The organism is Rhizobium sp. BK418 (assembly GCF_004341105.1).
Classification (GTDB): Bacteria; Pseudomonadota; Alphaproteobacteria; order Rhizobiales; family Rhizobiaceae; genus Rhizobium.
The window spans coordinates 91,833-110,864 of record NZ_SLZK01000006.1; the positions used below are offsets into that span (position 1 = coordinate 91,833).

General features: G+C 59.3%; 18 protein-coding genes. 12 read left to right on the plus strand and 6 right to left on the minus strand.

The window, feature by feature from the left end; translation table 11 throughout:
* Nucleotides 1-47: 47 nt before the first annotated feature.
* The 4 genes from EV281_RS31255 to EV281_RS22580 are packed head-to-tail and all read left to right on the plus strand — an operon-like array spanning nucleotide 48 to nucleotide 2,537.
* Nucleotides 48-191 (plus strand): hypothetical protein, encoded by a 144-nt coding sequence (locus tag EV281_RS31255; RefSeq protein ID WP_165911944.1) that lies wholly within the window; start codon nucleotides 48-50, stop codon nucleotides 189-191.
* 13 nt (nucleotides 192-204) lie between these two features.
* Entirely contained in the window at nucleotides 205-1,467 is a 1,263-nt protein-coding gene (locus EV281_RS22570) for a YcaO-like family protein (protein WP_132656463.1), read from the plus strand.
* Complete coding sequence (locus EV281_RS22575) at nucleotides 1,464-2,210, plus strand: TfuA-like protein (RefSeq protein ID WP_132656465.1); 747 nt, start codon at nucleotides 1,464-1,466, stop codon at nucleotides 2,208-2,210. Before EV281_RS22570 ends, EV281_RS22575 begins: the two co-directional genes overlap by 4 nt.
* A gap of 60 nt (nucleotides 2,211-2,270) precedes the next feature.
* Nucleotides 2,271-2,537 (plus strand): hypothetical protein, encoded by a 267-nt coding sequence (locus tag EV281_RS22580; protein ID WP_132656467.1) that lies wholly within the window; start codon nucleotides 2,271-2,273, stop codon nucleotides 2,535-2,537.
* Between the two features lie 46 nt (nucleotides 2,538-2,583).
* Here the strand turns inward: EV281_RS22580 and EV281_RS22585 are convergent, their stop codons facing one another.
* The 3 genes from EV281_RS22585 to EV281_RS22595 form a co-directional block, all read right to left on the minus strand.
* The gene (locus EV281_RS22585; protein WP_132656469.1) at nucleotides 2,584-2,991 is read right to left on the minus strand and encodes a helix-turn-helix transcriptional regulator; all 408 of its coding nucleotides are present in this window, start codon (nucleotides 2,989-2,991) and stop codon (nucleotides 2,584-2,586) included.
* A 230-nt stretch (nucleotides 2,992-3,221) separates the two neighbouring features.
* Nucleotides 3,222-4,046: an amidohydrolase gene (locus tag EV281_RS22590; protein WP_132656471.1), complete on the minus strand. Its 825-nt coding sequence runs from the start codon at nucleotides 4,044-4,046 to the stop codon at nucleotides 3,222-3,224.
* A 163-nt stretch (nucleotides 4,047-4,209) separates the two neighbouring features.
* The gene (locus EV281_RS22595) at nucleotides 4,210-4,995 is read right to left on the minus strand and encodes an IclR family transcriptional regulator (RefSeq protein WP_132656473.1); all 786 of its coding nucleotides are present in this window, start codon (nucleotides 4,993-4,995) and stop codon (nucleotides 4,210-4,212) included.
* A 365-nt stretch (nucleotides 4,996-5,360) separates the two neighbouring features.
* Here EV281_RS22595 and EV281_RS22600 point away from each other — a divergent pair, with 365 nt between their 5' ends.
* The 7 genes from EV281_RS22600 (at nucleotide 5,361) to EV281_RS22630 (ending at nucleotide 15,059) form a co-directional block, all read left to right on the plus strand.
* A complete protein-coding gene (locus EV281_RS22600) occupies nucleotides 5,361-6,095 on the plus strand; it encodes an SDR family oxidoreductase (RefSeq protein ID WP_132656475.1) in 735 nt (244 codons plus the stop codon).
* Between the two features lie 60 nt (nucleotides 6,096-6,155).
* Nucleotides 6,156-7,433, plus strand: coding sequence for an L-fuconate dehydratase (locus EV281_RS22605; RefSeq protein WP_132656477.1), 1,278 nt, complete (start codon nucleotides 6,156-6,158; stop codon nucleotides 7,431-7,433).
* Nucleotides 7,434-8,198: 765 nt separating this feature from the next.
* Nucleotides 8,199-9,419 carry a plasmid partitioning protein RepA gene (gene repA, locus EV281_RS22610; protein ID WP_132656479.1) on the plus strand — a complete coding sequence of 407 codons (1,221 nt, stop codon included), beginning with the start codon at nucleotides 8,199-8,201 and terminating at the stop codon, nucleotides 9,417-9,419.
* Between the two features lie 190 nt (nucleotides 9,420-9,609).
* The gene (gene repB / locus EV281_RS22615; protein ID WP_132656481.1) at nucleotides 9,610-10,602 is read left to right on the plus strand and encodes a plasmid partitioning protein RepB; all 993 of its coding nucleotides are present in this window, start codon (nucleotides 9,610-9,612) and stop codon (nucleotides 10,600-10,602) included.
* 206 nt (nucleotides 10,603-10,808) lie between these two features.
* Nucleotides 10,809-12,014, plus strand: coding sequence for a plasmid replication protein RepC (gene repC, locus EV281_RS22620; protein ID WP_132656483.1), 1,206 nt, complete (start codon nucleotides 10,809-10,811; stop codon nucleotides 12,012-12,014).
* Nucleotides 12,015-12,385: 371 nt separating this feature from the next.
* A complete protein-coding gene (locus EV281_RS22625; RefSeq protein WP_132656485.1) occupies nucleotides 12,386-12,946 on the plus strand; it encodes a sugar transferase in 561 nt (186 codons plus the stop codon).
* Nucleotides 12,947-13,118: 172 nt separating this feature from the next.
* Nucleotides 13,119-15,059 (plus strand): nucleoside-diphosphate sugar epimerase/dehydratase, encoded by a 1,941-nt coding sequence (locus EV281_RS22630; RefSeq protein ID WP_132656836.1) that lies wholly within the window; start codon nucleotides 13,119-13,121, stop codon nucleotides 15,057-15,059.
* A gap of 55 nt (nucleotides 15,060-15,114) precedes the next feature.
* Here EV281_RS22630 and EV281_RS22635 read toward each other — a convergent pair whose 3' ends face one another.
* Nucleotides 15,115-15,858 (minus strand): SDR family oxidoreductase, encoded by a 744-nt coding sequence (locus EV281_RS22635; RefSeq protein WP_132656487.1) that lies wholly within the window; start codon nucleotides 15,856-15,858, stop codon nucleotides 15,115-15,117.
* A gap of 118 nt (nucleotides 15,859-15,976) precedes the next feature.
* Here EV281_RS22635 and EV281_RS22640 point away from each other — a divergent pair, with 118 nt between their 5' ends.
* Entirely contained in the window at nucleotides 15,977-16,594 is a 618-nt protein-coding gene (locus EV281_RS22640) for a TetR/AcrR family transcriptional regulator (RefSeq protein ID WP_132656489.1), read from the plus strand.
* Between the two features lie 13 nt (nucleotides 16,595-16,607).
* Here the strand turns inward: EV281_RS22640 and EV281_RS22645 are convergent, their stop codons facing one another.
* Together EV281_RS22645 and EV281_RS22650 are read right to left on the minus strand one after the other, a co-directional pair.
* On the minus strand, nucleotides 16,608-17,585 hold the full coding sequence (locus EV281_RS22645) for a L,D-transpeptidase (protein ID WP_132656491.1): 978 nt from the start codon (nucleotides 17,583-17,585) through the stop codon (nucleotides 16,608-16,610).
* Nucleotides 17,586-17,831: 246 nt separating this feature from the next.
* Complete coding sequence (locus EV281_RS22650; RefSeq protein ID WP_132656493.1) at nucleotides 17,832-18,911, minus strand: LacI family DNA-binding transcriptional regulator; 1,080 nt, start codon at nucleotides 18,909-18,911, stop codon at nucleotides 17,832-17,834.
* Nucleotides 18,912-19,032 lie beyond the last annotated feature (121 nt).

The following is a 19,032-nucleotide window of genomic DNA, read 5'->3' on the forward strand; positions in this document are numbered from 1 at the left end:
TCCAATGGTTAACGGCGGCCCAGCCGCCTACCTTCTGGAGAGAGATCATGAAGACCATTGAAACCAACGCCGCAATCCAGACCCCAACGCTCCGTTTCTCCGCTGCCGCCAAGGCTGCCATGAAGCAGGACGAACTCAGCGTTTCGCCGAACGGCCTTGAAAACCTGACGCACGCCCTGAAATTCCGGTAAGGAATAGCAGCTGATGTCAGCATTCACCGAACTTGCTTTGCTTGCCGAAGACCTTCAGCGGTCATCGGCAGGCGTCAACAGCTACCACGACCGGTCGATGACCCCGGCGCAGACCTTTGCGGCGATCAAACCGCACCTGCGCGATTTTGGGATTACCCGCGTCGGGCTGCTGACCGGGCTCGACGTGCTGAACATTCCGGTTGCCTTTGCTACCCGGCCGAACAGTCACACGCTGTCGGTCTTCCAGGGAAAGGGCATCGACAAGGAAGCGGCGATGACCTCGGCCGCCATGGAGGCGATCGAGACCCGAATTGCCGAGATTGCGCCTGCCGACCTGACGCTCGCCAGCCTTGAGGCCATGAGGGCTGAACGGGCGGCGATGATCGACCTCGACAGCGTGGCACGCTGCGCGCCCGACGAGATCGGCAATGGCCTTATCCCCTGGTGTTCCGGCTTCGACCTTCTTTCTAACAGTACGGCCTTCGTGCCCTGGTGGCTGGTCGGCCTCGACCATCGCGGCGAACGCCCGCCGGGCTTCGAACAATCGAGCGATGGCCTTGCATCGGGCAATACGCCGGCCGAAGCCGTCTTGCACGGGCTTTGCGAACTGGTTGAGCGCGATGCCTTTGCGCTCACCCAGCTCAAATCCCCAGAACAGCTCAAGCAGGCAAGGGTCGATCCACTCGCCTTCGGCGATGCCGTTATTGACATCATGGTCGATCGCATCCGCCAGGCCGGTATGCGCCTGCTGCTGATCGACATGACCACCGATATCGGTGTCCCGGCCTTTCTCGCCGTCATCATTCCCGGCAATCTCTCTGACCGCGTCGATGCCCGTTGGGCCCAGGTCTGCGGCGGTTGCGGCTGCCATCCCGATCCGGTGCGCGCAGCACTTCGCGCCATTACCGAGGCTGCCCAGAGCCGATTGACGGCGATTGCCGGCAGCAGAGACGATTTTTCGCCGAAGATCTACCAACGCATCGATCGCAGCGCCGGCATGCGCCAGGTCGTCGATCTCTGCAACAACGATGCGGCGCTGAAGCCATTTCCCATGCGACAGCATCGTCCAGCGACGATCCAGGATACGATCCGTCATATTTCCGGCCGGCTGAGGGCTGCCGGCATCGGCCAGATCATCGCCGTCCCTCTGTCGCATCCCACCCTTCCGGTTTCCGTCATCCGCGTGATCGTGCCCGGCCTCGAGGTCGATATCAGCGGCCAATACATCCAGCTCGGCCTGCGCGCCGTCAATGTGATCCGGGAGGCCGCGGCATGAAGGTCCTGTTCGTCGGCCCGAGCCTTGCAAGCGGCATAACGGAGGCGCGCAAGCAGCATCCCAACATCGATTTCCGTGCGCCTGCCGCCTGCGGCGACATTCTGAAGGCCGTGCATGAAGGGGCAACCGCGATCGGCCTGATCGACGGTTATTTCGGCGATCTGCCCTCGGTCTGGCACAAGGAGATCCTCTTTGCGCTGGAACGGGGCGTTGCCGTTGCCGGCGGCTCCAGCATGGGTGCGCTGCGGGCCGCCGAATGTTCGGCCTTCGGCATGATCGGAATCGGCTCGATCTACCAGGACTACGAATCCGGCGAGCTGCTGGACGACGAGGCGGTGGCGTTGGTCCATGCGCCGCAGGAACTCGGCTGGCTGCCGCTTTCCGTTCCCTGGGTCGATTTCGAGCCGACGATCGAGGGGCTTCATGCCAGGGGCGAGATTACCGTCAGCGAGCGCAAGAAGCTGCTTTTGGCCGGACGCTTCCTGCACTTTTCCGAGCGGACCTACGCCAAGGTCGTCGAAGAGGCTCACTTCGCCCGCAAGCCTCGACGTGAGCAGATCCTGGCAGTGATCCGTGCCAATCGCGTCGAGCGCAAGCGCGCCGACGCGATCAAAGTGCTGGAATGGCTGGAAAAGGGAGAATTTGCGTCAGCAAAGCGTGACTGGAGCTTTGCCGCAACCTCGCATTTTGAACTGCTGCAGGCCGAAGTCACGCAGAAGAGCGGGCCTGTAACGCTCGAATAACGGTCAGGGTCGAATATAGCCGTCGTGGGGATTTGACGTTCACCGTCGAGGGCGGAAACAATGTTTGAGAATAGGGATGAAGGTGAAGGCAGAGAATACGCAAGACTCTTCCGGCTGCTGTCGGCAGCCAAGGACGAGGCTGAAAAACTTCAGCTGCGCAATCTCATGCACCTGACAAACATGGCGCTGCTGCAGGTCGTCATCGATTGGGACGGCATCGATCCGGACAGGGAACTCGATGCGAACCTCGAAAAACTGGTCGGCAGCAAAGCCAAGATCGCAATGAAGGACGCTGGCGAAAATCTGATCGTGATTGACCGCCATTAATCCCGCTGCGGGGTGCGACTGACCGCAATAGAATCAGGCCGACGTGCTATTCCGCAGCGTCGGCTTCCATCTGCTCGGTGCTGGCGATTGCCTGGACGAGCTTGAGGATTTTCTTGCGAACCTGCTCGTTCTTGATCGAGAAGAAGGCAGCATTGAGCTGGACGCCTTCACGCGAAATGACAAATTCTTCGCTCGGAGCGGGATTATCGTTTGCGTTGGCGGCCGGAGCCGTCAGATCGTCGAAGAAGGTTCTGACATCGACGTTGAGCGCGCCGGCAATTTCAACGAGCATGCTGGCGGAGACGCGGTTGGAGCCTTTTTCGTATTTCTGGATCTGCTGGAAGGTCACGCCAACACGATCGCCCAGTTCCGTCTGAGAAACCTTTCTCAGCAGTCGCTGTATGCGGATCGTCTTGCCGACGTGAACGTCAACGGAATGCGGTTCTTCTTTCATCTGATATTCCCTCCTGCGAAAACCGGGCCAACAACTTACATGGCCGGTAATAACAACTTTTAGCCGAGTTAGCTCAACCTAGCAATTGCTTGGATGTAGTTTGCCTGAGCCAAAACATCACGCCATCCGAGAGCCCCTACGGATTGCACGTCGGAACAGATCACTTCAGTCAAAAATTCGGCGGAGTTAAACTTTGAAAGAGCGAACCTGTGTCGCCCGAGGGAGGCAACTCAGAGGTTCCAGAGGCGCTGCGCATTGCCGTAAAGCAGCTGCGAACGCTCCGATTGCGCAGTGCCCGACAATACGGCCTGGGTGGCCGCGACCCAGGTGGAAAGCCCGTTCGCCAGCGTGCAGACCGGCCAGTCGCTGCCCCAGACCACACGACCCCAGCCGAAGCTCGAGATAACATGCTCGATATAGGGACGCAGGTTTTCCGCCGTCCAGCTGGCCGGATCGGCGTTGGTGACAATGCCGGAAATCTTGGCGACAACATTCGGCCGGCGAGCGATTTCGGTTATGCCGCGGCTCCACGGCTCGAAGGCGTTCGTTTTAATATCCGGATTGCCGCAATGATCGAGTACGAACTGCACGTCGGGCGCGGCATCGGCAAGCGCCACGACCTTGCTCACCTGATGCGGCAGCGTGCAGAGGTCGAAGGTCAGGCCGGTGCCGGAAAGCCTTCTGACATTCTCGCGAAAGAGCTCACCTTCCGAGACATCGTCGGGCACGACATGCAGCACGCGCCGAAAACCCTTGACGAAGGGATCGGCCATCTGGCGATCCAGATAGGCGGCAAAGCCATCCTCTTCCGGCCGACAGGAAACGATCGCACCGGCAACCAGATCGCCGAGGCGGCTGACATAATCAGTCTCGGCCTGCATGATGACCGGATCGACATCCACCTCCATATGCAGCACTTTTGTGATGCCGCAGCGTTTGGCCTCGCGCGCATAGGTCTCGTAGAGAAAATCGCGGTCGAGTGCTGGCACATTGGCAAGCCAAGGATAACTCAGGGCCGACCGGTCGATGACGTGCAGATGGGTATCGATGAACACGCTCTTTTCCTCCAAAGAGTGGCTGGCAGCAACCTATCTTTGGTGAATGGATTGTTCAAATAGAAATTCTGCAGCAGCACGGTCGGAAAATCGGAATCGATTTTGGAAAGCCCTGATGCGTCGGTTCAAGGAGTTGGAGCGTCCTTTGGGAGCCTGCGCAATCCTAATCCGGCGCGGCGAGTGTCGCTCCGGCGAGCGCGGAAAGCTCGGCCGCCGTCTTCTGCACCATGCCGATTGCCTGGGTGATATCGGGCGCCGCCGGCGCATTGACGAGCGCTATGTAAGGGCAGGTCAACGCAGCAATGCCGCGCCCGTCCGGCCCGAGCACCGGTGCCGAGAGATTGTAGACACCTGCCGTCTGGGCGCTTGCCATCATCTCGTAGCCGCGCTCGCGGATCTGGTTCAGCCGGTGGTAGAAGTCCTGGCCGAGATTGACCTCCTCGCGGCTGCGTACATGCTCTGAGATCATCATCTCGCGTTCCTCGTCACTGCGGAAGGCAAGCAGGACATGGCCGGAGCCGGTATCGAAAAGGCTGATATGGGAACCGACGCGGATCGACAGCCCCCAATAGTCAGGCGCCTCCTGCTGGGCAATGACGACGGCTGCTCCCCGGTCGAAGACGGCCAGATGATTTGCCTGGCGGGAGCGCTGTGCGAGATCGCGCATCAGCGGCGTCGCATAGGAGGCGAGGCGACGCACCGGCGGATGCAGCTGCGCCAGGCCGAAAAGCTTCAGGGTGAGCGAATAACGGTCGCCATCGATCCGCGTCACGTAACCGCGCTTCACGAGACGGTCGAGCATGCGGTAGAATTCGTTCGGGCTGCGCTCCAGCCGCTTGGCGATTTCCGCCTGCGTCAGGCCGCTATCGACAGCGGCCAGAAGTTCGAGAATGTCTAGTCCCTTGTCGAGCGCTGGAGCGCGATAGCGTTCTGACTCTTCGGTCTCCATTCTTCCCCTCCTGTGAATATCATTCTGCATATACGCAGACAGGCAGGCGGAAAAGAAAAAGTTCGCGCTTGACCAGGGAGCTATCGTCTGTTTGTCTATAAACAGACAAATCAAATCTGAGGACATTGTCCGGCATGGTTCTCAGCAGGGACGACCGAAATTCCCGGAAAGGCTCGCCAAGGCGAGAAAAAGCAAGATAACGGGAGAGGGAGGAAAGCCGGCAGCGCAAATATCGTGATCACCTTTATAAAAAGGGCATAGATCTGCGGGGAAGATGGCCGACGAGGCCTTCATCCCGACCGATCCTTTTGAAATAGATTTCAGCACCACCGCCAGCGCGCGAAAATCTCCTGGGAGGCCATGACATGACAAGCAATCTTTCCGGCAAAACCGTTCTCATCACTGCAGCCGGTCAGGGCATCGGCCGCGCGACCGCGCTCGCCTTCGCCGCTACCGGCGCCAAGGTGCACGCCACCGACATCAACACCGACGCACTGGCGAGCCTGGCAGCAGAAGCCGAGGTTTCCACCCATAAGCTGAACGTGCTCGAAGATGAGGCGGTCAAGGCTTTAGTCGCCGAGATCGGCGCGGTCGACGTGCTTTTCAACTGCGCCGGCATCGTTCATAACGGCTCGGTGCTGGATATGAAGGATACCGATCTGGAGTTTGCCTTCGATCTCAACGTCAAGGCGATGATCCGCACCATCCGCGCCGTGTTGCCGGGCATGCTGGAGCGCAAGGACGGCTCGATCATCAACATGTCCTCGGTCGCATCCAGCATCAAGGGCGTGCCGAACCGCTTTGCCTATGGCGTGACCAAGGCAGCCGTGATCGGCCTCACCAAATCCGTAGCCGCCGATTACGTGACGCAGGGCATCCGCTGCAACTGCATCTGCCCGGGCACGGTGGAAAGCCCCTCACTGCAGGACCGTATGCGCGCCCAGGGCGATTATAATACGGCGCGCGCCGCCTTCATCGCCCGCCAGCCGATGGGCCGCCTCGGTACGCCGGAGGAGATCGCCGATCTCGCCGTCTACCTCGCCGGCGCTACCTATACCTCCGGCCAGGCCTACGCCATCGACGGCGGCTGGACGATCTGACCTTTCGCACGGTCGGCGCACTCGACGACAAGGTGCCGGCCCACCCAACGGGAAGAAGCCATGACCCGCATCACCGATATCCGCGTCTACGATCTTCGCTTTCCGACCTCGCAGAACCTCGACGGTTCCGATGCAATGAACCCCGACCCGGATTATTCCGCCGCCTATGTGATCCTCGAAACCGACAGCGACGGCCTTTCCGGCCACGGCCTGACCTTCACCATCGGCCGCGGCAACGATATCTGCTGCGCCGCGATCGAGGCGATGCGGCATCTGGTCGTCGGCACCGAGCTTTCCGAGGTGAAGGCCAGCCCTGGCAAATACTGGAGACATCTGACAAGCGACAGCCAGCTGCGATGGATCGGTCCTGAAAAGGGGGCGATCCACCTTGCGACCGGTGCCATCGTCAATGCCGTCTGGGATCTCATAGCCAAGGAGGCCGGCAAGCCGGTCTGGCGCCTCGTTGCGGAGATGCCGGCCGAGAAGATCGCCGATATCGTCGATTACCGTTATCTCACCGATGCGCTGACGCGCGATGAGGCAATCGCCATCCTGAAAAAGGCGGAAGCTGGCAAGGCCGAGCGCATCGCCACGCTCGAGAGGGAAGGTTACGCCTGCTACACGACCTCGGCCGGCTGGCTCGGCTACGAGGACGAAAAACTGCGACGCCTCTGCCAGGAGGCGATCGATGCCGGTTTCAACCATATCAAGATGAAGGTCGGACGCGACCTTGCGGACGATATTCGCCGCTTGAGGATCGCCCGTGAGGTGATCGGCCCCGACCGCTATCTGATGATCGACGCCAACCAGGTTTGGGAAGTCGGGCAGGCGATTGACTGGGTCAAGCAGCTTTCCTTCGCAAAACCCTTCTTCATCGAGGAGCCGACCAGCCCCGACGATGTCGCCGGTCACCGCAAGATTCGGCAGGCCATTTCCCCAGTGAAGGTCGCGACCGGCGAGATGTGCCAGAACCGTATCATGTTTAAGCAGTTCATCGCCGAAGGCGCGATCGATATCGTACAGATCGATTCCTGCCGCATGGGCGGACTGAACGAGGTTCTCGCCGTGCTCCTGGTCGCCACCAAATTCGGCCTGCCGGTCTGGCCGCATGCCGGTGGCGTCGGACTCTGCGAATATGTACAGCACCTGTCGATGATCGATTATGTGGCAGTGTCAGGCACCAAGGATGGCCGCGTCATCGAATATGTCGACCACCTGCACGAACACTTTCTCGATCCCTGCATCATCAAGGACGCCGCCTATATGCCGCCGGCCCGGCCGGGTTTCTCGATCGAGATGAAGCCGGCCTCGATTGCCGGTTACACATTCCGGGGTTAGGACTCAGCCTTGCGAGACGGACGGCTATTCCCGAGCTGTGCCTGCTCGCGATAGAAGCATGCCGGTCATTGCGAAAAGATCCGGGATATTCTATAAGAATAAGCCTTGGACGCGGGCTCGAAAGAGCCGTTTCAATAAGCCTTGAATGGCTGGCTTGGCGTATTGCTAATGCGCTGTTTTTTCTTAGCTCTTTGAGCGAAACGGAATCGATCCGGCGGATTGATTCCGTCACATCGGCGCCCGATTTTTTGGCGATGTCCATCACGTTTGGCGGGCTGACGCTTTCGGCGCAAGGTAGCCGATCTTCAGGTCAGGCGGATTTCCATTTTATCCCCAGTTCGAAGAACGGCGATAACTGTGGATCTCGGCAACAACCTCCAGCCTCGCAACAGGTTGCAGCAGTCCGCCTCATCTCACATCCGAGTCGCCCCGCGGTCCTTTGCCGGCAAAGTTTAGGAATCGTTAATAACTGATTCTTCTCAATGGAATGCGCCCGACCACCTCTGAGCGATCAAAACGACGGCGTCGCCCAACAGCTACGGAAAAATTAGATGAGGCTGGCCCGGCTTTGCAGACTTGCGCGAAATTCTGTTAACCGGCGGAGATGACAGGCGAAATTGTAATCGTGCTGTCGTAAACTCATGATCTTGACCGATGCCGCTAAGGCCTTGTTTCATAGGAATACCTTGCCAGAATCGCTGCGATCGGTAATCGTCACGGATAAACAGCCGTTTCCGGCGTTTTTCCGTGATGAAAGATTAGACCGTGAGCAAGCCACAAAGGACTTCTCGGACCCTTCAGCGTAGCGTCGACGAGACGATCGGCGCCCATGCGTCGACGATCAGTTCGCAGTTGCAGGCAATCAGCGAAGCCCTTTTCCCGCCGACCGCGAGCAAGACGCTGCGCCGCTTCACGTCGGGCGAGGCCGCCAAACTGATCGGCGTATCGGATTCGACCCTGCGAAAGATGACGCTCGCCGGCGAAGGCCCGCAGCCCGATGTCGGCACCAACGGCCGGCGGCTCTATTCACTGCGCCAGCTCAACGAATTGCGCGCCTTGCTTGCCGCTTCTGCCAGGGGTCGCGAGGCGCATGACTTCCTGCCGCGGCGGCGGGAGAACGAACATCTTCAGGTCATTGCCGTCACCAACTTCAAGGGCGGGTCGGGCAAGACCACGACATCAGTCCATCTTGCGCAATATCTTGCCCTGCAAGGCTACCGCGTGCTTGCGCTCGATCTCGATCCGCAGGCCAGCATGTCGGCCATGCTGGGCGTCATGCCGGAAACCGACGTCCGCTCCAATGAAACGCTCTACGCGGCTATCCGCTACGACGATGAGCGCCGTCCGCTTTCCGAAGTCGTGCGCAAGACTTATTTCGACGGCCTGGATCTCATCCCCGGCAATCTCGAACTCATGGAGTTCGAGCATACGACGCCACGCGCCCTGATGCGGGGCTCCCGGGACGGCGAGGGCGTGTTCTTCATGCGAGTCGCCAAGTCGCTCGACGACGTCGCCGAGAACTACGACGTTGTCGTTCTCGACTGCCCGCCGCAGCTCGGATACCTGACGCTGAGCGGCCTTTGTGCCGCAACCTCGATGATCGTCACCGTCCATCCGCAAATGCTGGACGTGGCCTCCATGAGCCAGTTCCTGCTGATGACGCATGATCTCCTTTCCGTCGTTCGCGAAGCGGGCGGCGAACTTAATTACGATTTCATTCGCTATCTGCTCACCCGCTACGAGCCGCAGGATGCGCCGCAGACGAAGGTCGCGGCGCTTTTGCGCAATCTGTTCGACGATCACGTGATGATCAATGCGATGGTGAAATCGGCGGCGGTCTCCGATGCCGGCCTCACCAAGCAGACACTCTACGAGATTGGCCGCGAGAACCTGACCCGCTCGACCTATGACCGGGCGATGGAAGCGCTCGATGCCGTCAACGGAGAGATCGAGACGCTGATCCGGCAGTCATGGGGGCGCACATGACGTTCCCGCTGATCAAGACCGATTTGTCTGGCTTCAGCCGGCTGGCCGATCTGTTGGGAGCTCCCAACAAAGGTCGTCTTCTCAGCTGCGGGCGAAAATTCGTCCGTCTATCCGCAGATCCTGAGCGTGTTGGGAGCTCCCAACTGCGCTCTTTTCGCTTGCCCATATCTGGCTGGAAAGGAGAGAATTGATGAGCAGACGCGATACTGTCAATTCGATCTTCATGCGCAAGGCAGAAACGCCGGCGCCTCCCGCCGGTGTAGAGAAGAACCCCGACCGTGTACGCACCGGTGCGGTCTCGGCAATGGGCGCATCTCTGCAGGAGATGACGGAAGCAGCGCGTGCGGCTGGCAGGCTGCAGGCGCAGATTTCCTCTGGCTTTTCCGTTCTGGAAATCGACCCCTCGGATATCTCCAATTCCTCCATCAGCGATCGTATCCCAGTCGCGCGCGATGCCGAGTTCGACGCGCTGGTGGCAAGCATCGCCGAGCATGGCCAAAAGGTGCCGATCCTGGTGCGTCCTGCCCCTGAACGAGAAGGGCAGTACCAGATCGCCTATGGCCGTCGCCGCCTGCGGGCTGCGGCAAAGCTCGGGCTCAAGGTCAAGGCAATCGTCCAGAACCTTGATGACAACGAGCTGGTGATCGCCCAGGGCAAGGAAAATCTCGATCGCCAAGACCTTTCCTTCATCGAGAAAGCACTCTTTGCCTATCGTCTGGAAGAGGCCGATTATCCGCGTGATGTCATCATGGCAGCACTTTCGACCGATAAGGCCGATCTCAGCCGCTATATTTCCGTCGCCCGTGGCGTTCCGCAGACGGTGATCATGGCGATCGGTCCAGCCCCGAAAGCAGGACGCACACGATGGCTGGCACTCGTCGATGCCGTCTCTTCTTCGCCGAAGAAGGTGGAGGCGATCATCGAGGATGATGCCTTTACCGACCTCGACAGCGATCAGCGCCTGCAATGCATATTGTCAAAAATGGCGTTACGCGACGCAAGGAAGGTAACAGGAACAACCTGGAGAACACGACAGGGTCAGAAGGCGGCTCAGATCGAGCACGCCGGCAACAAGACGCGCATCACCTTCGATGAGCGTTTCGTGCCTGAATTTGCCGATTATCTCACGACCCGGCTGGATGAGCTCTTCGACGAGTTCGACGCCGTCAGGTCACAACGATAACTGTTGGCGCGTTAGCCGTCGACGAGGATTTGACCGTTAGGAAAAGGAGCCAATAGGCAAAGAAAAAGGCCCCCGAACAAAACATCCGGAAGCCCTCTTCTCTCGTTTAGCACCCAGAGAATCGCACTTCCCGGAATCACTGTCAAGGTTTTTGAACGCCGTTTTGGCGGGCGCTGATGATTTGCCTTTGTATAAGGTGAACCACAATGGATACGGGACTCGTAACGACGCCTTTCGGGCGCCGGCCGATGTCGCTTGCCTTGATGAGAGGTCAGCTTCAGGCCGAATCAGTTAAGCCAGACAAGTCAGTCGACAAATGGAAGGTGTTTCGCGATGTCTGCGAAGCACGTCCGCTGCTCGACATCTCCGACCGCACACTTGCGGTGTTGAATGCCCTTCTCTCCTTCTATCCCGAGAACCATCTCTCCAGTCAGGCGAACATGGTTGTCTTTCCGTCCAACCGGCAGCTCATGGTGCGGGCGCACGGTATCGCAGTCACCACGCTGCGCCGGCATCTGGCGGCTCTGGTGGAGGTCGGACTGATCATCCGCAAGGACAGCGCCAACGGCAAACGCTTTGCCCGCCGCAAGACTTCCGGCGAACTGGAGGACGCCTATGGCTTCAGCCTGGTACCACTTCTTGCCCGCAGCGAGGAGCTGGCCGCCATGGCGCAAAAGATCGAAGCCGATAGGTTAGCACTTCGGCGTGCCCGTGAGCGTCTGACGATCTGCCGCCGCGATGTGCGCAAGCTGATCGATGCCGCCATCGACGAAGGCGTTCCCGGCAACTGGGACGATATCGAGGCTGCCTATATGCATCATCTCGCAGGCCTGCCGCGCAATCCCGAGGCTCGCGATCTGGACGGCGTGCGTCTGAAGCTCGAACACCTCCGCGCTGATATCGTTAATCTGTTGACCAGCTTCGATAATTTAAGAAAAACGAGCGCCAGTGTGGTTCAAAATGAACCGCACATACAGAATTCAGATACAGATTATCTTGAATTAGAATCTTCAGCGACAGCGGAAGCGTCTTCGACGACTGACGAAGCAAGCCGGACTAACGGCGCCAACAAAATCTTCCCGCTCGCCCTGATCCTCCAGGCTTGCCCTCAAATTGCCGACTATGCTCAGGGAGGATCAGTGAAGGGATGGCGAGATCTCCTGGCCGCAGCCGTCACCGTACGTTCCATGCTTGGTATTACACCTGAGACTTATCAGGCTGCTTGCGACATTCTCGGCCGGGAACATGCCGCGGTCGTCATCGCCTGCATGCTGGAGCGGGCAACGCATATTAACTCACCGGGCGGCTATCTGCGTCACCTGACCCACAAGGGGGCGCATGGAGAGTTTTCGCTGGGGCCGATGCTGATGGCACTCGTAAGGCAAAACAGTCCGGTCGCGCGCAGGGTCTGAAAACGCTCAGGCGAGGTCGATAATCGGTACGATGAGCCTTCATCTGAGCGAAGATGAGCGGTTGCTGACTATAAGCAACGTTTTTCATCGCCTAATTAAGTGAATAGGAAGACCCGCCTTCTTGCCGAGGAGGACTGCTGTCGGAAACGAAATGGCTATTAGTTTCCGTAATGACATAGAAGCCGATTTAATTCAATGGTTTGATTGACGCATCGTTTCAAAAGGTGGTGGCTGAATTGCCGCAAATCCCTGAGAAACAAGGCATAAAGCGACCGGAAGCGGGAAAGGGTCATTGACGTGAATTGGCCGGAGACGATAGGGCAAGGCAGGCTTAGACGGCCGGGAAGTGTGGGCGAAAGGCGAGGACGGACGTGAAGCGGGCAGTGGATATTTTCCTGGCTCTGGTGGCATCCCTGATACTGATCATACCGATCGCAATCGTGGCTCTCTGTGTGCGCCTGACGTCACCTGGCCCCGCGCTCTATTGGTCGAACCGTGTGGGGCGGCGCAACGCGATCTTCCGGATGCCGAAATTCCGCAGCATGCGCATCGACACACCGACGGTCGCCACACATCTGCTCGACGAGCCCTCCCGTTACCTGACGCCGATCGGTGGCTTCCTGCGCAAGTCGAGCCTCGATGAACTGCCGCAGCTCTGGTGCATCCTGAAGGGCGAGATGAGCTTCGTCGGTCCGCGCCCGGCCCTCTATAATCAGGACGACCTGATCGCTCTACGCACGGCCGAAGGCGTCGACGCGCTGCTGCCGGGGTTGACGGGCTGGGCGCAGATCAACGGTCGCGACGAGCTGCCGATCCCGGAGAAGGTGAAGTTCGACGTTGAATATCTCAAGCGCCGCTCTTTTTTCATGGATATGCGCATTCTGGCAATGACCGTCGGCAAGGTATTGGGCAGCAAGGGCATCACCCATTGAGGCTACCACCCAAGGTTATGAACAGATTGCTGACGCGACCGCCGATTATTTCGGTTGCACTTGAGATCGAAAAGGACAAGAAGAAGTCAGGCTGGAATGATGGGTGGACACTATAAAAATGCATGATGATCCCTCCAGTGACGGATCAAAGGCCAGCCGGTCCTGGATGTCGATGCAGGCATGGGTCGGACCGCTTTTGGCGATGCCGCGTCCGGCCAAACGTATTCTTGCGCTGATCGTCGATTCGAGCTTCTGTGTCCTTACCATCTGGCTTGCCTATTGTTTCCGTCTCAATGAATGGACTGTGCTGACGGGCGTGCAGTGGCTTGCCGTTCTGGTGTCGTTGTGTCTGGCGCTGCCGATCTTCATCGTCATGGGCATGTACCGGGCGATCTTCCGCTATGCCGGCATTGCCGCCTTCCTCGCGGTGCTGAAGGCGATTGCGATCTACGGCGTTGCCTTCGCCACGATCTTCACAGCGCTCAGCGTTCCCGGTATCCCGCGCACGGTCGGCATCCTGCAGCCCTTCCTTCTGTTGATCGCGATCGGTCTTTCACGCCTCGGCATCCGTTACTGGCTGGGTGACACCTATCAGCGCATCCTCCATAAGGGGACGCTGGCAAAGGTGTTGATCTATGGCGCAGGTAGTTCCGGCCGGCAGCTTGCCGCCGCGCTAACAAACAGCGCTGAACTCAACGTCGTCGGTTATCTCGATGACGATCCGAAGCTCAAGGGCGGCATCATGGGCGGCCTGCCGATCTATGATCCTTCCGATCTGACGATGCTCGTACAGACGCTTGATGTCCATCACGTGCTTCTTGCCCTGCCATCGGCATCGCGCCAGCGTCGCAACGAGATCCTAGAACAGATCCGCAAGTCCAGGGTCAATGTCCGCACGCTGCCGGATATGACGGCGCTCGCGCAGGGTCGCATCGCCGTTTCCGATATCCGCGAACTCGAAATCGAAGACCTGCTCGGCCGCGAGGCCGTGGCGCCGCGCCAGGAGTTGCTCGATAAGGCGACGCTTGGCAAGGTGGTGATGGTGACAGGTGCGGGTGGCTCGATCGGCAGCGAGCTCTGCCGCCAGATCCTGCGCAGCGGCCCGACGCATCTCATCCTCGTCGAGCAGAACGAATACGCCCTTTATGCGATCCATGGCGAGCTGCTGAAGCTGTCGGAACTTTATGAACAGCCGACCGTGCAGATCGTGCCGATCCTCTGTTCGGTGCGCGACCGCGACCGCATGGAACATATCATCAAGAGCTGGCGGCCGCAGGCGCTTTACCATGCTGCGGCCTACAAGCATGTGCCACTCGTCGAGCAGAATGCCGTCGAAGGCATCAAGAACAATGTGATGGGCACGCTGATCACAGCGCAGGCGGCCGAAAAATACGGCGTATCGAATTTCGTGCTGATCAGCACCGACAAGGCTGTCCGTCCGACCAATGTCATGGGCGCCAGCAAGCGGCTTGCCGAAATGGTGCTGCAGGCGCTCGCTTCGGAACGTACGGCCGGCCGCGCGCACACCAATTTCTCCATGGTCCGCTTCGGCAATGTGCTCGGATCCTCCGGATCAGTCGTGCCGCTGTTTCGCCAGCAGATCAAGGATGGCGGCCCGGTGACGCTGACTCATCCCGATATCACCCGCTATTTCATGACGATCTCCGAGGCCTCGCAGCTCGTCATCCAAGCTGGTGCCATGGCCGACGGCGGCGATGTCTTCCTGCTCGATATGGGCGAGCCGGTGCGTATTGCCGATCTGGCCCGCCGGATGATCGATCTTTCCGGTCTGACGCTGCGCAGCGACGACAACCCCGAGGGCGATATCGAGCTTTCGGTCACGGGCCTCCGCCCCGGTGAAAAGCTCTACGAAGAGCTGTTGATCGGCGACAATCCCGAGACGACGCAGCATCCGCGCATCATGAAGGCGCGCGAGGATTTCCTCTTTTGGCCGGAGCTCTCCAAGCGCCTGAAGGTTCTCGATGCCGCGCTCGACCGCAACGACATACCGGCCGCCCGCCTGTTGCTCGCCGAACTCGTCTCCGGCTATGCCTCGACCGGCGAGGTGACCGATCTGGCGCTGAGCGCTGCCGAGGCCAATACGGCCGCCTGATCAAAGCCCGGTTTTGCGCCGGGCTTTTCTCTTTGTGTTTCGGACATTTGCCCCTTCAGGCATTGGCGCCATTGTCGACCGTCCAGGCCGCACCGGTGACCGAGCGCGCAGCCGGCGAGGCGAGATAGGCGACGACATCGGCAATCTCGCCGGGATCCGCAAAACCTGCCGGATTGGACATGCGCCCCTTCTGTTCACCCGCATGCGGGCCATCTGCCGGGTTCATGTCGGTATCGGTCGAGCCGGGATGCACTGTATTGACCGTGATGCGGCGCGGGCCGAGCTCGCGGGCGAGCGCCTGCGACAGGCCGGCAATCGCCGCCTTGCTCGCCGTATAGAGGCTGAGGCCGGGGGAGGTGGCGCGCACGGCGAGATTGCTGCCGATCGAAATGATGCGCCCGCCATCCGGCATGAAGGCCAAGGCGGCTTTCGACGCTACGAAGGCCGAGCGGACATTGATCGAGAAGGTCGCATCGAAATCGTCAAGCGACAGGGTCTCGATCGGTGCTGCCTGAAAGATCCCGGCATTGTTGACGAGGATATCGATGCGGCCGAAGGTCTCGGCCGCGGTCGCAACAGCCGCCTCGACATCGACAGCGTCAGATGCGTCGGCCCTGACGGCAAGCGCCATCCCGCCTGCAGCCTCGATCGCTCTGACCACGCCGGCGGCCGCTTCTACCCCATTCACATAAGTCAGCACGACCCTCGCGCCATCGGCTGCGAGCCTCTTGGCGATCGCCGCACCAATGCCGCGGCTACCGCCGGTCACGAAAGCCACTTTTCCATTGAGAACAGACATGACATTCCTTTCTGTAGCGATTGATATAGAATTCATGCTGCGATTGAAATGAACCGTCAAGCGATTTATGTATTGACCGATACAGAATTTAGATCCGACCGCAAAAGGAAGGCCCCAGATGAGCGAACGCGGACGCCCGAGAAGCTTCGACCGGCAGCAGGCGCTGTCGCGCGCCATGCATCTCTTCTGGCAAAAGGGTTTCGAAGAGACCTCGATGAGCGATCTGACGCAGGCCATGGGCATCGCGCCGCCCAGCCTCTATGCCGCCTTCGGCTCCAAGGAGGCGCTCTTTACCGAAGCACTCGACCTCTATCAGGCGACGGTCAACAACGAGATCTGGGCCGCGCTCGATGAGGGTGAGACGATTGCCGCAGCGATCGAAGGCTTCCTCCTCAATACCGCCCGCGCCTATAGCCGTCCGGATCAGCCGGCTGGCTGCATGATCGTGCTCGGCTCCAATCCGGCCGCCAGCGAAATCGAAGCAATCGGCGAGGATCTGCGCCTTCGCCGGGCCGAGAATATCAGCCAGCTTAAGAAAAGATTCGAGCGGGCCGTCAGCGAAGGCGAGCTCGCTGCCGCCTTCGACTGCGAGGCCGCTGCCGTCTTCTTCGCCACACTGCAGAACGGCATGTCGCTGCTTGCCCGCGACGGCGGCGGAGAAGCGGCTCTGATGGCAGTTGCCCGTGCAGGAGGCCCTGCCCTTGAAGGCATGATCGGCAGCCATCGCCGCGGTTGAACTGTAGCATCGGTTAGTCGACGAAATCGACGATAACGCCGGGCTTCACCATGCCGGCAAGTTCCTCGACATCCCAATTGGTCAGCCGTACGCAGCCATGGGAACCAGCCTTGTCGATCAGCGAAGGTTCCGGTGTTCCGTGGATACCGTAGGTGGGCTCTGAGAGATCTATCCAGACGGTGCCAACGGGGTTGTTGGGGCCGCTCGGCAGCTTCAGTAGCTTTTTGTTATGGCCCTGCTGAAAATTGATCCTGGGGTTGTAGATGTATTTGGGATTACGTGCGACGCCGTTGACCTTGTGCTGACCTGTCGGCGAAGGGTTGTCCTCGCTGCCGATGGTCGCCGGATAGACTGCGCGAACAGATCCGTCGTCAGCAAAGGCCAGGACCTGACCGGTCTTCCGGCGGGCCTCGATGCGCTTGACCGTCCCCGTTTGTGGCGCGCCAACGACCGCAACCGCAATCGTTTCGCCGGGAGAGAACCGGGCACGTGGGTTCAATGTCTTCAAAAGGTCTATGTCCATATGAAAGCGCTCAGCCACCCGCTCGGCAACGCTCGTGTAGCCAAGATGTTTCATCTTAGCTTGCTTGGCATAATCTCTTGGAATGCTCTCGACGAGATCGGAGGTATCGTTCGGCGTAATGACATAGGCACCGATCACCTGTTTGTCGTCCTGCAGCAGAGACAGCATCTGCGGATCGACTTTGCCGTCGACCGGGAGACCCCGCATGATCTCGAAGCCAGCGATCGCCTTGAGGACATTGTCACCGTAAATGCCGTCGATCACGCCGGGTGACGAGCCGGCGCGATCAAGCAGAACCTGAAGATGGATGATTGCCGGATCAGGCGTCGCCGATTTTCCTGTAGAGGGGACCGGAGAGATGTCGCCGATCGAAGCGTTGTTAATAGTCTCGGCCGCAAGTTGCTGGGCGTTCCCGGCACCGTAGATTGCGAGCCATATGAAGCCGCTGACGAGCATGGATTTGATCATGCTGATTAAATAACGGCAGACAAAAAAGTTCCTCCGGCGCCTTTTGTAACGCGCCGATATGGTCCGGCGCGAGTCACGTCAACAGCGTGACGCTCGGCCAGCCGCCGAATCCCGGCGATCATGTATTTCGTGATCTGGCTACGGCCTCGGCACGCATTGTGCGCCTGCTGTTAGGCAAGAGTGGAGCGGCGGCGGCCGTCAATTCTGGAATATCGCGTCATTCGCGGAGATCGGCCTGCCTCGAGGCTAGACTGCAGGCACTTTGATTTTCGATTTCGAACCGGTTTTGGCTGAAGGAACGGGAGGCGGTACGTCGCTCGCGCGCACGATCAGTTCCGCGCCGACCAGGACTTTGACCGGAGGTTGGCGGTCAGAGGATTTGACTATGTCGTCGAGGACAGTAACCGCCAGATTGCCGATCTTGCGCTTGGAAACCTCTATCGTCGTCAGCGACGGTTCCATGGTCGCGCTCTGCGGCAGGTTGTCGAAACCGATGACTGAAACCTCCTGCGGGATGCGAACATTAAATTCTCTCAGCGCACGGATCACGCCATAAGCTATGACGTCATTCGTGCAGAAATAGCACGGCGCCAGATCGATTCCTGAGCGCAGCAGTTCCACCATATCGCTGTAAGCGCCTTCGTAGGTCGATTCGATCGACAACACGTCTTCGTCACGTGGCGTTAAACCGAGGCGCGCCATATTCTTGAAATAGGCATCGCGGCGCAGCTTGAAGTTCGTCGTTTCGACATAGCTGGCAACAAAGCCGATGCGTTCGAATCCCGACTGCTTGAAGCGGGACAAGACCTTGAAGACCGCATCCTCGTTGTTCATGTCGACGAAATTGGCGTCTATTACGTCGTAATAGGTGTCGATGAAGACCGTCGGCAGACCGACCGCCTGGATCAGGCGAATGTCCTGCTCGGACAGTTCCGTCCCGAGCGCGATGACCCCGCTTACAGCAGAGCCGGTCAGGCTTTCGGCGATCTGGCTGATGGGTTGGCCCTCGAAGCTCACCACCTCGAGCTTGTACTTGCGCCTGCTCGCCTCCAAGGACATTCCGTCGATATAATCGGAAATGAACACGCTATGATCGCGGTTAACGGTATGTCCGTGCTTGGCGATCTTGAGGAAGCGCAGGGTCTCAGTGTCATCCGTGGCGGTCTTCGCCGCACGGGGCGTGTATTCCAGGCGGGCGACCGCTTCTAGAACCCGTGTCCTCGTCTCGCTGGTAATCTCGCCCTTGCCGTTTAACACCAGCGAGACGGTCGCCGGCGAGACACCCGCCTGGGCGGCAATATCCCGGATGGTGAGCTTCTTCTTCATGGCTGCAGATAGCTTTCAAAAGGGGCGTCAGCAAAAGCGTTTAGTAAACGTCGGACTTTGATCTTCAACGCCTATGCCAAAAATCTCGTGTCCGCAACGATAAAATTACCGCGATTACGCC